General features: G+C 66.5%; 12 protein-coding genes and 1 tRNA gene. 8 read left to right on the top strand and 5 right to left on the bottom strand.

Annotated elements, in window-relative coordinates; translation table 11 throughout:
- Positions 1-3: 3 nt before the first annotated feature.
- Entirely contained in the window at positions 4-1,404 is a 1,401-nt protein-coding gene (gene serS, locus KF724_13195; protein ID MBX3356646.1) for a serine--tRNA ligase, read from the top strand.
- Positions 1,405-1,534: 130 nt separating this feature from the next.
- Here serS and KF724_13190 read toward each other — a convergent pair whose 3' ends face one another.
- Positions 1,535-4,285 carry a serine/threonine protein kinase gene (locus KF724_13190; protein ID MBX3356645.1) on the bottom strand — a complete coding sequence of 917 codons (2,751 nt, stop codon included), beginning with the start codon at positions 4,283-4,285 and terminating at the stop codon, positions 1,535-1,537.
- A 193-nt stretch (positions 4,286-4,478) separates the two neighbouring features.
- Between KF724_13190 and KF724_13185 the strand changes: the two genes are divergently transcribed.
- Positions 4,479-7,151: a VCBS repeat-containing protein gene (locus KF724_13185; protein ID MBX3356644.1), complete on the top strand. Its 2,673-nt coding sequence runs from the start codon at positions 4,479-4,481 to the stop codon at positions 7,149-7,151.
- Positions 7,152-7,224: 73 nt separating this feature from the next.
- Positions 7,225-8,181, top strand: coding sequence for a sigma-70 family RNA polymerase sigma factor (locus tag KF724_13180; protein ID MBX3356643.1), 957 nt, complete (start codon positions 7,225-7,227; stop codon positions 8,179-8,181).
- 220 nt (positions 8,182-8,401) lie between these two features.
- Here KF724_13180 and KF724_13175 read toward each other — a convergent pair whose 3' ends face one another.
- On the bottom strand, positions 8,402-9,178 hold the full coding sequence (locus KF724_13175) for a metal-dependent transcriptional regulator (GenBank protein MBX3356642.1): 777 nt from the start codon (positions 9,176-9,178) through the stop codon (positions 8,402-8,404).
- Positions 9,179-9,185: 7 nt separating this feature from the next.
- Positions 9,186-10,580: a carbohydrate porin gene (locus tag KF724_13170; protein MBX3356641.1), complete on the bottom strand. Its 1,395-nt coding sequence runs from the start codon at positions 10,578-10,580 to the stop codon at positions 9,186-9,188.
- 80 nt (positions 10,581-10,660) lie between these two features.
- Here KF724_13170 and KF724_13165 point away from each other — a divergent pair, with 80 nt between their 5' ends.
- The 4 genes from KF724_13165 to KF724_13150 are packed head-to-tail and all read left to right on the top strand — an operon-like array spanning position 10,661 to position 15,036.
- Entirely contained in the window at positions 10,661-11,704 is a 1,044-nt protein-coding gene (locus KF724_13165; protein MBX3356640.1) for a zinc ABC transporter substrate-binding protein, read from the top strand.
- Positions 11,688-12,506, top strand: a complete 819-nt coding sequence (locus tag KF724_13160; GenBank protein ID MBX3356639.1) for a metal ABC transporter ATP-binding protein — start codon at positions 11,688-11,690, stop codon at positions 12,504-12,506. Before KF724_13165 ends, KF724_13160 begins: the two co-directional genes overlap by 17 nt.
- Positions 12,503-14,104, top strand: coding sequence for a metal ABC transporter permease (locus KF724_13155; GenBank protein MBX3356638.1), 1,602 nt, complete (start codon positions 12,503-12,505; stop codon positions 14,102-14,104). Before KF724_13160 ends, KF724_13155 begins: the two co-directional genes overlap by 4 nt.
- Complete coding sequence (locus tag KF724_13150; GenBank protein MBX3356637.1) at positions 14,101-15,036, top strand: metal ABC transporter permease; 936 nt, start codon at positions 14,101-14,103, stop codon at positions 15,034-15,036. The genes KF724_13155 and KF724_13150 overlap by 4 nt, the downstream gene beginning before the upstream one ends.
- On the opposite strand, the gene KF724_13145 is transcribed toward KF724_13150, so the two are convergent.
- Both KF724_13145 and KF724_13140 read right to left on the bottom strand, forming a co-directional pair.
- On the bottom strand, positions 14,966-15,763 hold the full coding sequence (locus KF724_13145) for a PH domain-containing protein (GenBank protein ID MBX3356636.1): 798 nt from the start codon (positions 15,761-15,763) through the stop codon (positions 14,966-14,968). The genes KF724_13150 and KF724_13145 overlap by 71 nt on opposite strands.
- A 122-nt stretch (positions 15,764-15,885) precedes the next feature.
- A complete protein-coding gene (locus KF724_13140; GenBank protein MBX3356635.1) occupies positions 15,886-16,572 on the bottom strand; it encodes a PH domain-containing protein in 687 nt (228 codons plus the stop codon).
- Between the two features lie 391 nt (positions 16,573-16,963).
- On the opposite strand from KF724_13140, the gene KF724_13135 reads away from it, so the two are divergent.
- A tRNA-Asn gene (locus tag KF724_13135) sits at positions 16,964-17,035 on the top strand.
- The last annotated feature ends 390 nt before the right edge of the window (positions 17,036-17,425 follow it).

The following is a 17,425-nucleotide window of genomic DNA, read 5'->3' as shown; positions in this document are numbered from 1 at the left end:
CCCATGATCGATGTCAAGGCCTTTCGCGAGGACCCCGAGCGCTTCATCGAAGGCGCGCGTCGCAAGGGTGTCTCCATTCCCTTCGAGAAGCTGACGGCGCTCGATGAACTGCGACGCCGCATTCTCACGGAGCTGGAGACCCTCCGGGCCGAGCAGAATCGCATCAGCCGGGAGATCGGGCCGAAGATCGGCAAGCTGAAGGGCGCGCTCAAGAGCGCCTCAGGCGCTGAACGAGATGCTCTCGAGCGCGATCTTCGCGAACTCGAGTCGCAGCCGCTCGCGCTCAAGTCCACGGGGCAGGCGCTCGAGTCGGAACTTGCGGCCATCGAGCCGCAGTGGCATGAGCTTCTCATGAGCGTGCCGCAGCCACCGGCCCCCGATGTTCCGATCGGCGCGGATGCTTCGGGGAATGTGGAGATCCGGCGCTGGTCGCCGGCGGGCTTTGATCCGGCGAACAGCTTCCAGGACAACCGTGGCTTCGCGCCGAAGACGCACATCGAACTCGTGCGGGACCTCGGGCTTGTCGACTTCGAACGAGGCGTCAAGATGTCGGGCACCAGGCACTATGTCCTGACCGGCCTCGGCATGCGCCTGCATCAGGCGGTGCTGCGCTACGCCCTCGATTTCATGATCGACCGGCGCGGCTTCACGCCCATGGGTGTGCCCGTCATCGTGCGCGAGGAGTGCATGACCGGCACGGGGTTCTTCCCATTCGGGCGTGACCAGGCCTATCACCTCGAGGAGAGCAAGCGCGGCTCCGGCCACGACCTCTATCTCACCGGTACGGGCGAAGTGGGCCTGATGGGCCTTCACGCCGATGAGATTCTCGATGCCGCTCAGCTTCCTCTCCGCTACTGCACCATGAGCACCTGTTTCCGCCGCGAGGCGGGCGCCGCTGGCAAGGAGACGGCGGGTCTGTATCGAATCCACCAGTTCGACAAGGTGGAGCAGGTGGTGGTCTGCCGCGCCGACGATGCGGAGAGTCGCCAGTGGCACCGCACAATGCTCGAGAGCGTCGAGATGGTGCTCCAGTCGCTCGATCTTCCCTACCGGCTTCTTCAGTGCTGCACGGGTGACCTTGGCATGAAGAACGAGGACATGATCGATGTCGAGTGCTGGATGCCCGGGCGCGGCAACGATGACGCCGACGGCCGGCCGACGGGCGCCTGGGGTGAGACGCATTCGGCGAGTCGCCTGGCCGACTTCCAGTGTCGTCGCCTTAACCTGCGCTATCGCGATGAGCGTGGCCGCACGGTCTTTGCCTACGCGCTCAACAACACGGTCATCGCGAGTCCTCGCATCCTGATCCCGCTGCTTGAAATTCACCAGCAGCGCGACGGCAGCGTGCGCATTCCGGAGCCCCTGCGCGGATACATGGGCGGCGTATCGCAGATTGGGCCGTGAGCGACGGAGCGCAGCGGCGCTCAGCGGCAATTGAGAACGATCTGTGGCAATCCGCGCCGCTCGGCCGCCGTTGATCGCGATTTGGGGCCATGGGCGTCGAGCTGTCAAACGCAGCGGTATGCCACGGCGCTCAGCGGCGCCGAGCTGCAATCTCGTCACGAGAGGTCCGCAGGCGGCGCAGGAGATCCTGATGCAAGGCCGAGGTCGCGCTGTTTGTCGCCTCGGCAGAGTGTTCCATCTGCTCGATTCCGTCACTGAGCACGGCAAAGGCGCCATCGAAGTCATGGCGCTTCGTGAGCAACTCGGCGCGAGCCAGGGCAAGGCGCCCGAGCTCGATCCGCGCGGTCGGGGTCGCAGCGACTTCAGGGGGCAGACCTTCGAGGGCCGCCAGCGCGGAGTCGAGCAGCTCAGCCGGCTCGGCGAGAGATCCGAGTTCGACCTGAAGCGAAGCGAGCGAAATGCGAAGTCTCGCCCGGTCGAGATCCACCAGCGTGGAGGCCGCGCCTTCGGCCGAGTCATCGCCCGTGCGCCCGGCCGACGGCGCTGCGGCGAGTGTCGCCAGCGCGGTCCGATAGAGTTGGATTGCCTCATGCGCTGTCGCCGACTCCTGCCTGAGCAGGTCGGCGAGCGCTTCGCGCGCTCCGAAAAGCACGCTCGTGTGGACCCGCTGCGTGGGATCGCGCTCGAGCGTGGTCCTGGCGCCATCGATCGCCAGTCGCAGGAGTGGAACGGCCTCGCTCCGCTCGCCCGCGCGGCCCAGAATGGAACCCGCCTCGAAGCGAGCCACCACGAGATCACCTCGGGCCCGCTCATTCTGCGGGTCATCGCGCGCGAGCTGCTCGGCCATCGCGAGTTCAAGACGGGCCGCCTCGATCGCCTCCTGCGTGCGCCCCGTCTCCTCCAGCGCCTGCGCCAGGACGGCATGGGCGCGCATCACATCGCGCCGGGCCCGCGCCGTGTCCGACGCGGCGAGAATCGCCTCCCGAATCGCGAGCATCTGCCGATACGACTCGACGGCTCGCTCAGGTCGGCCCGCCTTTGACTCCATCCAGCCGATGCGGAGGAGCGCGGTGGTGATCTCGCGACGCGCGTCGGCATCGGTGGGCTTGCGTTCAAGAAGTTCGCGGCGGATCTCGAGGGATTGCTCGTACGCCGCGAGCGCTTCGGCCCCGCGCCCCTGCATGTCGAGCAGATCACCCACGGAAGCGAGCGCCACGGCGAGGCCGCGACGATCGAGTTCATCGCCGCTGTCGGCATGCGCTCGCCGCAGGGCGAGCCCTGTCTCAGCCGATTCAAGTGCCGCGGGAATCTCCCCTCGCAGGCGAAGATTGTCGGCGCGCAAGAGCGCGTTCGCCGCCAGGTGTCGTTCGATGACGCCGACATCACCGTGCAGCGTGCGAGCCTCTTCGAGCAGCGCCGCCGATTGCGCGAGCGTGGCCAAGGCGGCGGCGGTGTCGCCAAGGTTGCCGCTTCGAGTGCCCCCCTGGATCTCCGCCAAGCGTCGATAGCCGCCAGCGACTTCAATCAACAGCTCGGGGTCTTCAGAGGACTCCTCCCGAAGGCGGGCCAGGTGCGAGAGCGCGTTCTCCACCAGCCGCCGACGCACCTCGACGGCGCCTGCAAGTCGCGCAATCGCATCGTGGTAGTCGTAGAGCAGCGAGCGGATGAGCGTTCGAACCTCTCCCAGGCGCCGCTCGGCAATGACATTCGCGGCCAGCGCCGCATCGCGCTCCGCGGCGGCTCGTCGCGCCTGCCATGCCGTGGCGCCGATGCCGGCCGCGAGCGCCATCACCAGCAGCAGCGCGAGCGCCACCACGCCGCGGTGCCGCGACGCGAAGCGCGAGAGTCGATAGAAGAGCGCGTCCGGTCGGGCCGTGACGGGCTCGCGATCGAGGTGGCGCCGGAGATCCTGGCCCAGCGCCTCGGCGGAGGGATAACGCCGCTGCGGCTCCTGGCGAAGCGCCATCAGCACCACCTGGTCGAGATCGCCCGCGAGTTGTCGGGCGAGCTTGGCGGGCGAGGTGCCACGGCGAAGCGCAAGTTCCTCGGCACTCACGCGCACATCACCGCGCAACGGACCGGCGAGCCACGATGGCTCGCTCACCGGCACGACGACAACGCTGCCCGGCCTCGGCGGGTTGGCACCTGTCACCACGCGCTCGATCTCCGCGGGATCGCGCGTGATGAAGCGATATGGGCGCCGACCGGTGAGGAGCTCGTAGAGGATGACGCCGAGGGCGTAGACATCGGTGGCGGTCGAGATCGGCTCACCGCGCACCTGCTCGGGCGCGGCGTACTCGGGGGTCATGAGCTGGATGCCGGCCGCCGTCGGCGCGAGCGCTCCCGGCGCGAGTGCTGGATTGAGGAGCTTGGCAATGCCGAAGTCGAGGAGCTTCGGAACTCCATCTGCGCCAACGAGAATGTTGCGCGGCTTCAGATCGCGATGCACCACCAGATTCCGATGCGCATGGTGCACCGCGTCGCACACGGTTCGGAGCAGTTCGACGCGCTGCGACACCGAAAGGCGCCGCGCGTCGCACCACTCGTCGATGGGCTGACCTTCGACGAACTCCATGGCGAAGTAGGGTTCGCCGCGTTCGCTCTCTCCTGCATCGAGCAGGCGCGCGATGTTCGGGTGATCGAGCGATGCGAGCACGGCCCGCTCGCGATCGAAGCGCACCAGCACATCTTCGACAGCACTTCCCGCGCGAACCACCTTGAGCGCCACCGGCCGAGAGGCGACGGCCCCCTCGCGCTGGGCGAGGTAAACGACGCCCATTCCACCAGCGGCAAGCCGCTTCAGAATGCGATAGGGACCGATCCGCGTGACCTCGGGACCCGCCGCTCCCGGCTCCGCCCGGCCCACGGCGGACGCGTCCACGGGCGAGGTCTCATCTGGTTCGCGGGAGTGGCCCGTGTGCATGTCAGAGGTTCTCTTGGTGGCCCACGCGAGGCCCCGCCGGCCGTTGCCACAGTCCGAAATCGACCAGAGAGCCCTCGGTCTGTCAAGACATGCCCGTTAGACTCGTTTCCGCGGGCCAATGCGGTCGAATCAAGGGCGAGTGGGAGAAGTCATGAAGAGCATGCAGGGCAGGTGCGAATGGTTGCGGACCGGAGTGGTGTCGACGATCGTGCTTCCGATCGCGGTGATGTCAAGCGCCGCGCTCGCGGTCGATCGAACCTGGGTGGGCTCCACGGGGCTTCCACCCGGCGACGGGACCACTTTCAACAGTGCGCTGAATTGGTCGCCGGTCGGCGTCCCCAACGCGCTCGATGCCGCGATCTTCAACGGCGTCGGTGGTGACATCCTCTTCGGCAGCGCCTTCACCAACAACCGGCAGCTCATCGTGCGCGGGCTCACGCCGCAGGTGCGCCTGCTGCTTCAAGGCGATGCGTACTTTCTGAACGCGCCCGAGACGAGCGGCCCCGATCGCCCCTTCCTCGTCGGCCCGAATCCCGGCGATGGAGTTGAGCTCGAAGTCCTCGACGGCACGCTGATCGCCGGTGCCGCCGCGATCGCCGTCGCGCCGGGCTCCGACGCGACGCTGCGCGTGCTCGACACCGCCACCGTGATTCTCTTCGGGCCCGTTGACATTGCCGACGAAGGCGTCGCGACGCTGGAGGTTTTGCAGGGCTCGGCGCTGCTGACCACGGCCGATGTCCACGCCGCGCGTGAACCGGGGTCGGAGGCATCGATCACTCTCGACGGCACCGGAACTTCGTGGTCCGTTGCGGGTTCGCTCTTCCTCGGTGGGTCGGACCTTGGCGCGGGAGGTCTGGCGGCGCTTACAGTCACGAACGACGCCGCGCTTTCCGTTGGCGAACTTCTGACGCTTCGTCCGGAGAGCGAAGCGACCATCAGCGGCGCCACGCTCGATATCGGTGCGCTGCACACGACCGCGGCAACGCTCGCCATCGACGCGACTTCGATTGCGTCGGTGAATGCCGGTGTTCCAGCTTCGGGTCCGGGGCTCTCGATCGGCACGACCGCGCCGGGCGAGGTCACCTTGAGAAGTGGCGCACGCGTGGTGGCGGGCGATGTGATCCTTGGAGCGGAAGCGCTTCTCGATCTTGACGCGTCGCGCGTGGAGTGCGATGCACTCGACATCCACCCGCTGGCTCGCATCAGGGCGACCTTTGCACCGGGGAGCGTCACACCGGGCGAGCAGAGCCTCTTCCGCGTGACCTCGATGGCCACACTCTCCGGGTCGTTGGCGCTCGAGCTCGCCGATCCTCTTGATCCGCCAACTTTGGGCGCATCGCTCGATGTTGTTGAAGCGAACGCCGTGAGCGGAGCGCTGCTCGTCACCACGACTCCGCTGCTTGGTGGCTTGAACTTCGTCGATCTCAGCGAGGTCGACGACCTCGGCGGTACGCGCGTGGTGGCCGAAGTGAAGACGCTGGACCTGCGCTTGAGCGTTGATCCGCCGACGACAAGTCCCCTGCCTGCACCGCCGAACCTGCTCACCGTCGCGCCATTCGGTGGCGATCCGCTGTTGCTCGATGCCGCAGTCACGATTCCCGGTGCGACACGACGAGACCCGGGTTCACTTCTGATTCTCACCAACACGCTGCCTTTCCCGGGAGGAACCCCGGGTTACATCGAGACGACGGTCATTCCGGTCGGAGCCGAACCCGCGGGACTCGGGAACGGTGATCTCGGTGGACGCGGACTTCGCGACATCGCGGTGTCGAGTCGCGGAAGCGGCACCGTGACGATCGTGCGAAACCTCGGAGGCAGCGTGGTGGGCGATCCGGGCTTCAAGGTGTCGCAGATCCTCGACCTTGGCGGCGCACCGGGCGGCCTGGGCATCGCTGACATCACCGGGAACGGCGCGCTGGACATCGTTGTCGCCGAGTCGATCAGCGGCGCCTTCGTGGTGCTCTTCAACGATGGCACGGGCTTCTTCGCCGTCGGCTCGGTGGTGCCATCGGGAACTGGAACAAAGGGCGTCAACCCCACCGATCTCGACAACGACAAGGACATCGATGTCGTCGCGCTCAACAGCGGCGTGCCGGGTGATCCGTCGACCGCATCGGTGTCAGTGCACATCAACACGCTCGTGAAGGGCGGACCTTTCACCGGCTTCGAACCCGGTGTTTCCTATGCGGTCGGGCCCGATCCGTTCGCGCTGGCGACCGGCGACCTCAACGGAGATGGCTTCCCGGAGATTGTGACCGCCAACGCCGGCGATGGCACGCTGTCGCTGCTCATCAATCGCGGTGACGGCACCTTCGAACCCGCGGTTTCACTCGATGCCGGTGGCACGCCGACGGCCCTCGCGCTCGTCGATCTCGACGGAGACGCCGCGAGCGATCTCGACATTGCCGTGATCGTCGACAACGCCGGTGTTCCCTCGCTCACCGTGTTCCGCAACGACACCACCAATGGCTATCTCGTGCTCGTGCCGATCTTCAATGCGCAGAGCGTCTTCGGCATTCCCGCTGCGCTCGCAAGCGGCGATGCGAATGGTGAAGGACCACCGGATCTCGTGCTCGCGGGCGCCGGGGAGGCCGGTGGAATCGCCGCGGGTCTTCTGCCCGGCGCGATCTCGGTGCAGGTTTCTCAGCCGATTGCGTGTCTCGGTTCGCTCGACGGCAATGGTGTGGTCGACGGTGCCGACCTGGCGATCCTGCTGGGTGCCTGGGGCCCGAACCCCGGTTCTCCTGCTGATCTCAATGGCGACGGTTTCGTGAATGGCGCTGACATCTCGATCCTTCTCGCGAACTGGGGCGCGTGCAACTGAGAGACTCGAGCGCGGCGTTCGACCGTGTTCGGCGGCGACATGGCGTGAAGTCCGACCGTAGGCTGTCGTGGCCATGAGCGATGTTCCGCGCCTCACGCTCCAGCATGAAGATGGGCCGGTGCGGATCGACCATGCGCTTCCCGCAGGAGAAGCCTGCGAAGTTGGGCGGGCGCCAAGTTGTGCGCTGAGGCTCGACCATGAGAGCATTTCGAGGAGCCACGCGCGACTCGCCGTCGTCGATGGCCAATGGACCGTCGCCGATCTGGGCAGTCGCCACGGCACATATGTCAATCAGGAGAGGCTCGCACCGGAACACCCTCGTCGGCTCGCGTCGGGCGATCTGCTGGTCGTCGGTCCGTGGCGATGGCGCGTCGAACTCGAGGGATCCGGTCGCGCCGACGAGCGCATCGCGATGCGTCGCGTGGTGCGCTCCGGAGCCGAGACCTATGCCACTCGGCCGACCATCTTCCTGCGCCTCCAATCGACGAGCGCCGAGCAGCGCGAGGTGAGTTGGCAGGAGTTTCACGATCGCTATGCGCCAGTCATTCGCGGCTTCGTGCGCAATGCCGGAGGCCGTGGCGATGATGCGGAAGATGTCGTCCAAGATGTGCTCCTCGGCTTCTTCCAGGCAGCGCCGCGATTCACCTATGACCCCGAGCGCGGGCGCTTTCGCGGATATCTGAAGCGTTGCACGCTCAATGCCATGCGCCGACGGCGCCACGGCCAGGTGACCGCTGGAGCCTCGAGCGTTCCACTCGATGAGATCGACCCGGCGCTCGACGAGGAGAGCGAAGCACCGTGGGAGAACGCCTGGGCGGAACATCTCTTTGAACGCGCCGTGCGCGAGATCGCCGCGCGCGTCGATGCGAAGACCTTCGAGGCATTCGAACTCTACGGCCGCCGCGGCATGCCGGCGGAGCAGGTTGCCGAACAGCTCGGCCTCGCGGTCAACAGCGTGCATCAGGCGAAGACGCGAGTGACCAAGATGGTCCGTGATGCTGTCGACGCCCTCCGCGCCGCAGAGGGATGACAGAGGCGTCTTCGCCGCTCAGATTGAACAGTCGGGCGTTGCCTGTGAGGACCACCGCGCAGCTCCGAAGCGTGCGCTGCGTGAATCGTGAGCGCTACCGCCGAGTTCCAAGTCGTGCGCGGCGTTGTCCATGCGACAGCGCGCATCAGCGCTTGGCGGTTCGCGAGACTGACAGCGCGTCAGCGATCGGTGGATCGTGAACTCGACAGCGAGTGAGCCATCAGTTGGTGACCCGAATCTGCGCGGCGCGCGATGTGTCGAGCGACACCCGGACACCGCGCCTTGGGCTGAGTCGCATGACGCCCTTTGCGGCGCCGGGTGAAAGCACGCGCAGCGTCGCTCCAGGCGTGAGTGCGTGCTTCGCCGCAAAGCGCAGAAAGTCAGCGGATTGATCGAGCAGACGCTCAACGATCACGCTTTCGCCGGGGGTGCAGTCGACAAGTCGACGCCCCAACTCGTGACGCCCCGCGGCGCGTCGCGGAATCGGATCTCCATGCGGATCGGTCTCCGGGAATCCGAGGAAGCGATCGAGCGCTAGAAGCACGCGGTCAGAGAGCGCGTGCTCGATCCTCTCCGCCTCGTCGTGCACCTCGGACCAGTCGAGGCCGAGCGTTCGCACCAGAAAGGTCTCGACCAGGCGATGTCGATGCAGCACGGCCGCCGCCGCTCTCGCCCCGACCGGCGTGAGGGCCACGCCGCCGTAGCGCTCGTAGCGGACCAGCCCCTCCTTCGAGAGGCGCTTCACCATGCTGGTGACACTGCCCGGCGTGAGACTCAGTGCGGCGGCAAGTTCACCGAGAGAGACGAGCGCTGCATCGACACTCGCGGACGGTCGTGTGGCGCCGCGACGCACCCCCCGCCCGCCGGCCCCTCGTCGCCGGCCCCCTGCACTCCCCGAGAGCGCAAGGATCTGCTTGAGGTAGTTCTCGACCGTGTCCGATCGAGCCGGCGACGCTCGCCCTGACGAAACCCACGATTCGGCCCTTCGTCGCGGCATCAGAAGGTCACCTGCACCCGAATCGTCGCGAGCAGCGCATCTCGAATCGAGGCATCACGTCGGGCCTTCGAATCCACTGCACATCCGGCTGAATCGCAATCGAATCGGTGATCTGGATGCGGTAGTAGGCCTCCAAGCCAAGCTGGAACGAACTTGGTGTGGCGGTGATCCTGCCGTCGCCGGTGAACTGCGCGTAGTTGACTTGAACCCCGATCGAGTCCGCGCGGCGGCCTGGAACGAGGCCCGTCGCCACCACACCTGACACCACCGAGAAGGTCACCGCATTGGACGAAGGCCTGCCGAATCCGAGCTGGCTGAACAGCGCAACGCCCTGCGATGCGTCGAGATCCTGCGAGAGGTTCAGAACGGTCTGCGCGGCGCCGAGATAGAAGCCATCTGAGCCTCGCGTGAGATACGGCGACCACAGCGCGTCGCCCTCGTCGAGACCCTCGCCACCGCTCTTACTCGACGACACTGACGGCGGCAGAAAGCCCACGGTGCCGGTCTGCCACCACGCACCCGCTTGGATCATGCCGGGGAGTAGGTCGTCATAGAGTCGCCATCCGACTTCCGCCTCGGTGATGAAGAACCAACTGCCCGGGTTGTTGAAGAAGCTCTTTGGTCCGCGTGTGCCGGTGTTGGGCCACCGGGTGCCTCGCTCCACATCGAAGTAGTTGGTTGTTCCATCGAACCACCCGAATCGACCAATGACGCGGTCGATCGGCTCGACCTCGATCGCAAGCCCCACCGCCTGCTCCGGGTAGGTCGGAAGGAATCCCACCAGCGGACCGGGATAGTCTGCGGCCGAGGTGATGAAGTTCGCGGCACCGGGAGTTACGGCGAAGAGCGCGTTGGCATCCTGCTTTCCGAAGCGGATCCGAAGGCGATCGTCCCACAGGATCTGCTCGTACCAGAGCTCGGAGAGCTGGGTGACGGAACCGATTCCACTGATGAGGTCACTCCACCCCCAGAAGTCAGGGACCAGTGCGTCGGGGTTTCGCGATTGGCCGTAGGCGATCATCGCCACATTGAAGCGACCACCCTCGAGATCGATGAGCGGCTTGGTCCTCAGGGCGAGGTTCAGGTCGAGGAGCGGCAGGAAGACGAATCCGCGTGAGAGACCGCCCATGGTGTTCCACGCGTTGTCGACGGTGAGTGTGCCACCGAAGTCGATTCCTGCTGCCGAGAGGTCGCTGCGAACCCCCCAGAGATCCCCGAGTGCACCGAAGTCGGGCACCTGTTCGGCGGAGAGCTCATCCTGCGTGAATGGCTCCATCGCGTCGGACTCAGTCTGTGGCCACGCCGACGCATGCGCGGCCAGGCCGCTCGCCAGCAACCACGCCAATGGAACGTGCCGGAAGCGCCGCTCGTGCGGCCCAGCATGGCGTCGCAGCAGACCCATGGCCCCCACGCTACAGGTTTTTGTTTGATGAGTCAAACTTGAGAGTTTGATGAGTCAAGGTTACTCGATACACTTCCCGCATGGGTCACTCTCGATGGCTGGTGGTGGCTGCCGTGCTGCTCTCGATGGCTGGTTGCGAACCCGGGGGCGGTGATGCTGCATCTGAGCGGGGCTCGCACCCCTTCCCTTCGAAGGTCGTCGCAACGACCGGGATGGCGGGCGACCTCGCCCGCCGAGTGCTGGGCGATGCCGCGAGCGTTGAAGTCCTGATGGGCCCCGGAGTCGATCCGCATCTCTACAAGCCGACGCGCGACGACATGGCGAAGATCTTGCGCGCCGACCTCGTTGTGAGCAACGGCCTGCTGCTCGAAGGGAAGATGGGCGATCTCCTCGGCCGCCAGCGGAGTGGCGTCGCGCTCGGCTCGCTTCTCCCTCCAAGTGAGCTGCTCCTCTCGAGCGGCGACGACGGTGAGCCAGACCCCCACATCTGGATGGATCCCCTGCTCTGGGCCCTCGCGGCGGAGCGCTTCGCGGAGGCGCTTGCGGCCGATCATCCGGAAGCGCGCGAGGCACTCACTCGGCGCGCGGCCGACTACGCCGAGGAACTTCGAGCGCTGCATGCGTGGTCGCGCGAGGCCATCTCCACGGTGCCCGAGGCGCGGCGCGTGTTGATCACCTCGCATGATGCCTTTGGCTATCTCGGTCGCGCCTATGGAGTGCGGGTCGAGGGAATCCAAGGCGTCTCCACTGATTCTGAGCCCGGACTCAGACGGATTTTGGAACTCGTGGACCTCGTAGTGCGTCAGCAGGTTCCGGTCGTCTTCGTGGAGACCAGCGTTCCTCGACGCAGCGTGGAGGCGTTGATCGAGGGCGCACGCGCCCGCGGTCACCAACTCGCGGTGGGAGGCGAGCTCTTCTCCGATGCCCTCGGGCCCGCCGATCGCTGGGAGGGATCGGTCGCCGGCATGCTTGATCACAACATGACCGTCATTGTGCGAGGGCTCGGCGGCACGGCGCCGGAGCGCGGATGGCGCGGTCGGCTGGGCGCGGCCGCATCTACGGCGAAGTCGCCGCCGGTCGATGGTGCGCCAGAGTCCGGGAGGGACCATGTCGAGCGCCCGTGAACAGACGCGAACCGATCGACTTGGGGCGGAGCATGCGCCCGATGCGGCGCTCTGCGTGCATGACCTCACGGTGGGGTATCAGGGCCGCCCGGTCCTCTGGGACATCGATCTCGATGTTCCGCGCGGATCGATCGTCGGGCTGGTTGGCCCCAATGGCGCCGGCAAGAGCACGCTCCTTCGAGCCGTGATGGAGATGATTCCCCGCCTCTCAGGCGAGGTTCGCATCCTGGGCCAGCCACTTGCCAAGGTTCGACAGCGCGTCGCCTTTGTTCCGCAGCGAGAGAGCGTCGATTGGGAGTTCCCGGTTCGAGTGATCGATGTCGTCACGATGGGCCTCTTTGGACGCATCGGCTGGTTTCGGCCCGTCCGGCGAAGGCATCACGCGCAAGCGATGGTCGCCCTCGAACGGGTCGGCATGGCGGAGTTGGCGGAGCGGCAGATCAGCCAACTCTCCGGGGGTCAGCAGCAGCGCACCTTTCTCGCGAGGGCGCTGGTGCAGGACCCCGAGGTGGCTCTGCTCGATGAGCCCTTCGCAGCGGTCGACGCCGCGACCGAGGAGGCGATCGTGGCCATCCTGCGCGAGCTGCGTTCGCGCGGCCGCACGATGCTTGTGGTGCACCACGACCTCCCGACGGCGCCGCTCTACTTCGATCGCATCATCCTTCTCAATCAGCGTGTGGTCGCCGAAGGTCCGACGGCCGAGGTCTTCACGGCGGAGAACCTCCATCGCGCGTACGGAGGCTCGCTGACCATTCTGAGTGAGGCTGCCACCGCCCTTGGTGCTGCACGGAGCCGATCGTGATCGCCGGGCTTGCGGTGCTCCTCGACGACCACAACGCGCGCGTCGTCATGCTCGGGTCGGGCGCGCTCGGCGCCGTGTGCGGGCTGCTCGGGACATTCCTCGTTCTGCGACGGCGCGCCCTTCTTGGTGATGCGATCAGTCATGCGGCGCTTCCCGGTGTCGCCCTCGGGTTCATCGCGGGGCTCGTATTCGCCGGCGCCGACAGCGCCCGTTCACTGCCATGGCTCCTCGCGGGCGGCGCGCTCGGTGGCGCGCTTGGTGTGGCTGCCACCGAGTTGCTTCGGCGCGCCACCCTCCTTCGCGACGATGCTCGACTTGCGATCGTCCTCAGTGTCTTCTTCGGCGCGGGCGTGGTGCTCCTCAGCGTCATCCAGTCGCTCCCGACCGGACATGCCGCAGGACTCGAGGGGCTCATCTACGGTCGCACCGCGACCATGCTCGCCCGCGACGCGTGGCTCATCGCCATTGTTGCCGTCGTGACCACGGCCCTCGGGCTCTGCTTCGCGCGCGGCTGGAAGGTCTTGTGTTTCGACGAGGAGTTTGCCCGCGCTGTCGGTCTTCGGGTCGCCCGATTCGACGCCGCGCTGATGGCGCTTGCCACGCTGGTGACGGTCGCTGGCATGCAGGCGGTGGGCCTGATCCTGGTCGTTGCACTCCAGGTGATTCCTGCCGCGGCCGCCCGCTTCTGGAGCGATCGCCTGTCGCTGTGCGTCGTCCTGGCCATGGGGCTCGGCGCCTCATCGGGCGTCATCGGTGCCGCGCTCAGCGCACTGCTTCCGAACCTGCCCTCAGGTGCCGTGATCGTTCTGGTTGCGGCAGCGCTCTTCGTCATGAGCCTGCTCTTCGGCCCCGCGCACGGAATGGCATGGCGCGGTCTGCTGCACTGGCGAGCGGCGCGGGAAGTGGCACTCGAACACCTGCTCCGCGCCCAGTTCGAGGCAGTCGAGGCCGATGGAAAGGGCGACGCGATGACATCGGCGACCTCAGGGGCCGCAGCAAGTTTCTTGAGCCACGACAATTCGGCCTTCAGTTCGCACGGTGGCGTCACCCTCGAGGCGATTCAAGCAAGGCGACGCTTTCGCCCCCCCGCCCTGCGACGAGCAGTCTCGATGGCCCTCCGTCGCCGTCTGATCTGGCGCGATGCCGGGGCGCGCCTCCACTTCACCGATGCGGGGTGGCAGGAGGCGGCGCGGCTGACGGCGCGGCACCGGCTTTGGGAACACTTCCTGATCGAGCGTGCAGGCGTGCAGGCGAGTCATGTCGATCGCGACGCGGACATGGTCGAGCATGTCCTCTCCCCCGCGCTTCTTGCGAGAATCGAACGAGCCATCGGGTTCTGCGGAGCGCTCCCGCGCGACCCGCACTCGTCGAGGGACATGGCGCACGGCTCCAGTTCCGCACTTCCTCGCTCCGAGTCGCCGGAGCCCAGTGCCAACACACCGTCGCGCACCACTGAGACATGGTCGCACAGAAGCGACGCCCCGCCACATTCCAACGCGGTGCAGCCGCACACGCCCAGGGATCCGCCCAGTGCAGGTGAGTGCGACACCCCAGGCCCGCAGGCGGCTCCACACGATCCGGAGGTTCACCAACGATGATCGTGGCGAGCCTCACCAGGTGGTCGTGGTCGCTCGACGGGTGGATCGTGGTGGTCGGCGCGCTCGCCGCGGCCGCATGCGCCATCCCGGGCTCGCTCCTTCTGCTTCGGCGCATGAGCCTCATGGGCGATGCGATCAGCCACGCCGTGCTGCCCGGCATCGCGGCGGCGTTCCTGCTGACCGGAAATCGAGCAAGCCTTCCAATGTTTCTTGGTGCGGCCATGGTCGGCGCCTTGACCGCGCTGGCAAGCGAGTGGCTGCGTGCCCGAGGCCGCGTCGAAGAGAACGCCTCGATCGGCGTGGTCTTCACCTCGCTGTTCGCCCTGGGGATTCTGCTGATGGTGCGCGGATCGGCGCGAGTGGATCTCGACCCCTCCTGCGTGCTCTTCGGCGGCATCGAGTTCACGCCACTCGATCTCGTGTCGATCGGCGGTGTGGTGGTGCCGCGCGCCGTTCTTACCATCGGAGGAGTGCTGGTTCTGAATGTGATCTGTGTCGTCGCGTTCTGGAAGGAGCTCGCGCTCTCGATCTTCGACCCTCAGTCAGCAGCCTCGCTTGGCTTGCGCCCGAGGCTCTTGCAGGCCATGGTGATGATGATGACCGCCATCACCGCGGTGGCGTGCTTTGAGAGCGTGGGCAGCATTCTGGTGGTCGCCCTTCTGGTGGTTCCGGCGGCGACGGCGCGCCTCCTGACCTTGCGCCTGTCGGCCATGGTGATCGTCGCCGTTCTTGTCGGAGCGGTTGCCGCGGCGACCGGTCACATGGCGGCCGTAGTGGTTCCTGCGTTGCTGGGCGCAGGCAGTGTCAACACGGCGGGCAGCATCGCGGTCATGGCCGGGGCGCTCCTTGTGCTCGTCATTCTCACGCGGCGGCCGCGGCGCGGAGTTCGTCTCGAATGGCGCGGAGCACGGCGAGCTGTTCACTCGTCATAGTGAAGTCGCGCGAGACCATCGGCGCTTCGACGGGCACTCGATCATCGCCGATTCCGGCGCTGCGAGACGCCGTGACACGCGCGAGGATCAGGTCGCGGATCTCTTGGGCATTCGTGAGTCCCTCGATGAGGGCGTGATGGCCAAGCTTGACGGGCTGGCCCTGAGCCTGCACCGACCCGCCGCCCGCCGTCTCAACCATCACCGTGGCCAGACCGAAGAAGCGCTGGAGCGGTCCCTGCACGACTCGCACATTCTGCACATTCTCAAAGGTGAGCGTCAGTTCGCGAATGCTCCACACGCCCTGCCGGACTCGGAGGCTTCGCCGCGACATCACATACCAGGTGGTGTCGAAACGAAGGTGAATGGCGACATACGCGACGATATCCGGAACAACGATGATCGCGAGCGCTACCGGCGCAAGGATGACGGCCACCCAGGTCAGGTTCGCGAAATACAGCGCCACCGTTGCAGCGATCCACAGCACAACCAGCACCACATCGATGATGAGCAGCGCAATCCAGAAGCGGAACTTGAGATAGCGAAGAAACGCGGGCGATGGGTGAAACGAGTCCGCGACATCGCCAGGTGCAATCGGGAGCGAGGGCGGTTCCTGCGGAAGCTTGAACCAGACCGCGAGGAGGCGCCAGACACCTCGGTACGCCCGGACGGCCACCTCAGAGCGAGCTTCACTTGGAGATGCGGCGCGGTGAAGAGGCGCATGACTCATGTGCGGCGTTCCAGTCTCGCTGTGAAGAGGCGCATGGCTTAGGTGCGGCGTTCCAGTCTCGCTGTGAAGAGGCGCATGGCTTAGGTGCGGCGTTCCAGTCTCGCTGTGAAGAGGCGCATGGCTTAGGTGCGGCGTTCCAACTCATCGAGTCGCTCCCGCAGCGCTCGAACTTCGAGGAGAATCTCCCTCAGCACTCGAGTGGCCTCACAACTTCCCGGCTCCGGGAAGGGCGCTTCGTCACCGATGCCCGCCTCTACGCCCGCCTCTACGCCCGCCTCTACGCCCGCCATCGCGCCGCGAGCCACGGCTGCGGAACGCCCAGGCGCCGGGCCGTCGAGCGCCTCGCCCTCGGTGTCACCGGCGGCGCCGCGCATGCGCGCGTAGAGCCAGTCGCGCAGCGCGTCGGCCTCAAGCACCCCTTCGATCTGCATTTCGGCCGCGGCGCTGCCCGATGCCGTCTGGAGTGAAATCGTCGCGAGCCCAAGCCACCGCTGGAGCAGTCCTCGCGTGACATGAATGTCCTGGATGCGTCGATAGGTCAGGTGAACCTCCTGCCTGAACAGCACGCCGACTCGCATCGAGATGCCATCGCGGTCCACGCGGTACCGCAGCGATTTGTATCGCAGGAACAAAGGAAGGAACACAATCGGCGCGAAGATCAGCGACGCCAGCGAGACGATGAGGTAGTAGGTGAGGAGTCGCGGATCGGGCCGTTCGATCGACGCAGGATCGAACTGGGCAGTGGATCGCTGCGCGCCACCGCGAGGGGAGTCACGATGGGGCGAAGGAGCTGGCGGCTCGCTTGGCATGGGGATAGCGTAGAGCGATTCCCTTGGGGGGCTCGGGAGTGGCGAGGAGGTCGAGTGTGCTCGAGGCGCATCGGGAGTTCGGCGGGCTTCACCCGCGCTCCGGGGGGCAGAGGCGTCGGCACGACACGGTGCAGCACTCGCCGCGGCATCTGTGCTGGGTGAGTTCCGGCGTGTTCAGGAGCTGGTCCCCCGACCGCTGCCGCGGTGCTCGGCTGACAATAGTATCGGGCACTCCTGCCGCCGCACCGTCGGGGCTGTGCGGGAATCCCGGATTGCACCGTGGCAGGCGCACGCTGTGGACGGGCCACCGTTGACGCAGCGACTGGGCACGGTAAGATCCTCGGCCCGCGTTCGGACGGCCGAGCCGCTCCCCCGCGGGCACAAGTCCATATCCCCGATAGCTCAATGGTAGAGCGGGCGGCTGTTAACCGCCAGGTTGCTGGTTCGAGCCCAGCTCGGGGAGTTCAACGGCCCGCCCAAAGTCTGGGCGGGCCGTGTCGTTTACAGCCAGCGCCGAGAGGAAACACCCCGGTTCGACGGCGTGGCGAGGGGTCTGCGCTCTCGGCTTTGAAGAGTGCGCGGAGGGTCCCGAACAGAACGATCACTCGTGGACCAAATGTACCCCGGACTCTCGCGCTCTCCAACTCTCCGTTTACAGCGTTCCGGGATCGGGGTCCCGATCAGCACGAGCTTCGTGGCTTCAGTCTCAGAGGACATCTCTGTGCCACAAGGCCCAACCGTAGCGAACGCTCGCGATCTCAAGTTGACGACGCCGATGGGCTGACGCGAGGGCAGCGGTCGCTCGCAGAGGCACTGTCCGCAATTCGCTCCGATTGAGGGGCGGCGATCAGTC

Source organism: Phycisphaeraceae bacterium, from assembly GCA_019636735.1.
Taxonomy (GTDB): domain Bacteria; phylum Planctomycetota; class Phycisphaerae; order Phycisphaerales; family SM1A02; genus VGXK01.
The sequence above is the reverse complement of the archived record's forward strand: the minus strand, read 5'-3'. Positions and strand labels throughout refer to the sequence as shown.

What these genes read in the sequence shown, in the direction of transcription:
- serS (MBX3356646.1), top strand. Translation starts at nt 4, where the DNA reads ATGATCGATGTCAAGGCCTTTCGCGAGGACCCCGAGCGCTTCATCGAA.
- KF724_13165 (MBX3356640.1), top strand. Translation starts at nt 10,661, where the DNA reads ATGGGTCACTCTCGATGGCTGGTGGTGGCTGCCGTGCTGCTCTCGATG.
- KF724_13145 (MBX3356636.1), bottom strand. Translation starts at nt 15,763, where the DNA reads ATGAGTCATGCGCCTCTTCACCGCGCCGCATCTCCAAGTGAAGCTCGC.
- KF724_13140 (MBX3356635.1), bottom strand. Translation starts at nt 16,572, where the DNA reads ATGCCAAGCGAGCCGCCAGCTCCTTCGCCCCATCGTGACTCCCCTCGC.
- KF724_13170 (MBX3356641.1), bottom strand. Translation starts at nt 10,580, where the DNA reads ATGGGTCTGCTGCGACGCCATGCTGGGCCGCACGAGCGGCGCTTCCGG.
- KF724_13180 (MBX3356643.1), top strand. Translation starts at nt 7,225, where the DNA reads ATGAGCGATGTTCCGCGCCTCACGCTCCAGCATGAAGATGGGCCGGTG.
- KF724_13150 (MBX3356637.1), top strand. Translation starts at nt 14,101, where the DNA reads ATGATCGTGGCGAGCCTCACCAGGTGGTCGTGGTCGCTCGACGGGTGG.
- KF724_13175 (MBX3356642.1), bottom strand. Translation starts at nt 9,178, where the DNA reads ATGCCGCGACGAAGGGCCGAATCGTGGGTTTCGTCAGGGCGAGCGTCG.
- KF724_13185 (MBX3356644.1), top strand. Translation starts at nt 4,479, where the DNA reads ATGAAGAGCATGCAGGGCAGGTGCGAATGGTTGCGGACCGGAGTGGTG.
- KF724_13160 (MBX3356639.1), top strand. Translation starts at nt 11,688, where the DNA reads ATGTCGAGCGCCCGTGAACAGACGCGAACCGATCGACTTGGGGCGGAG.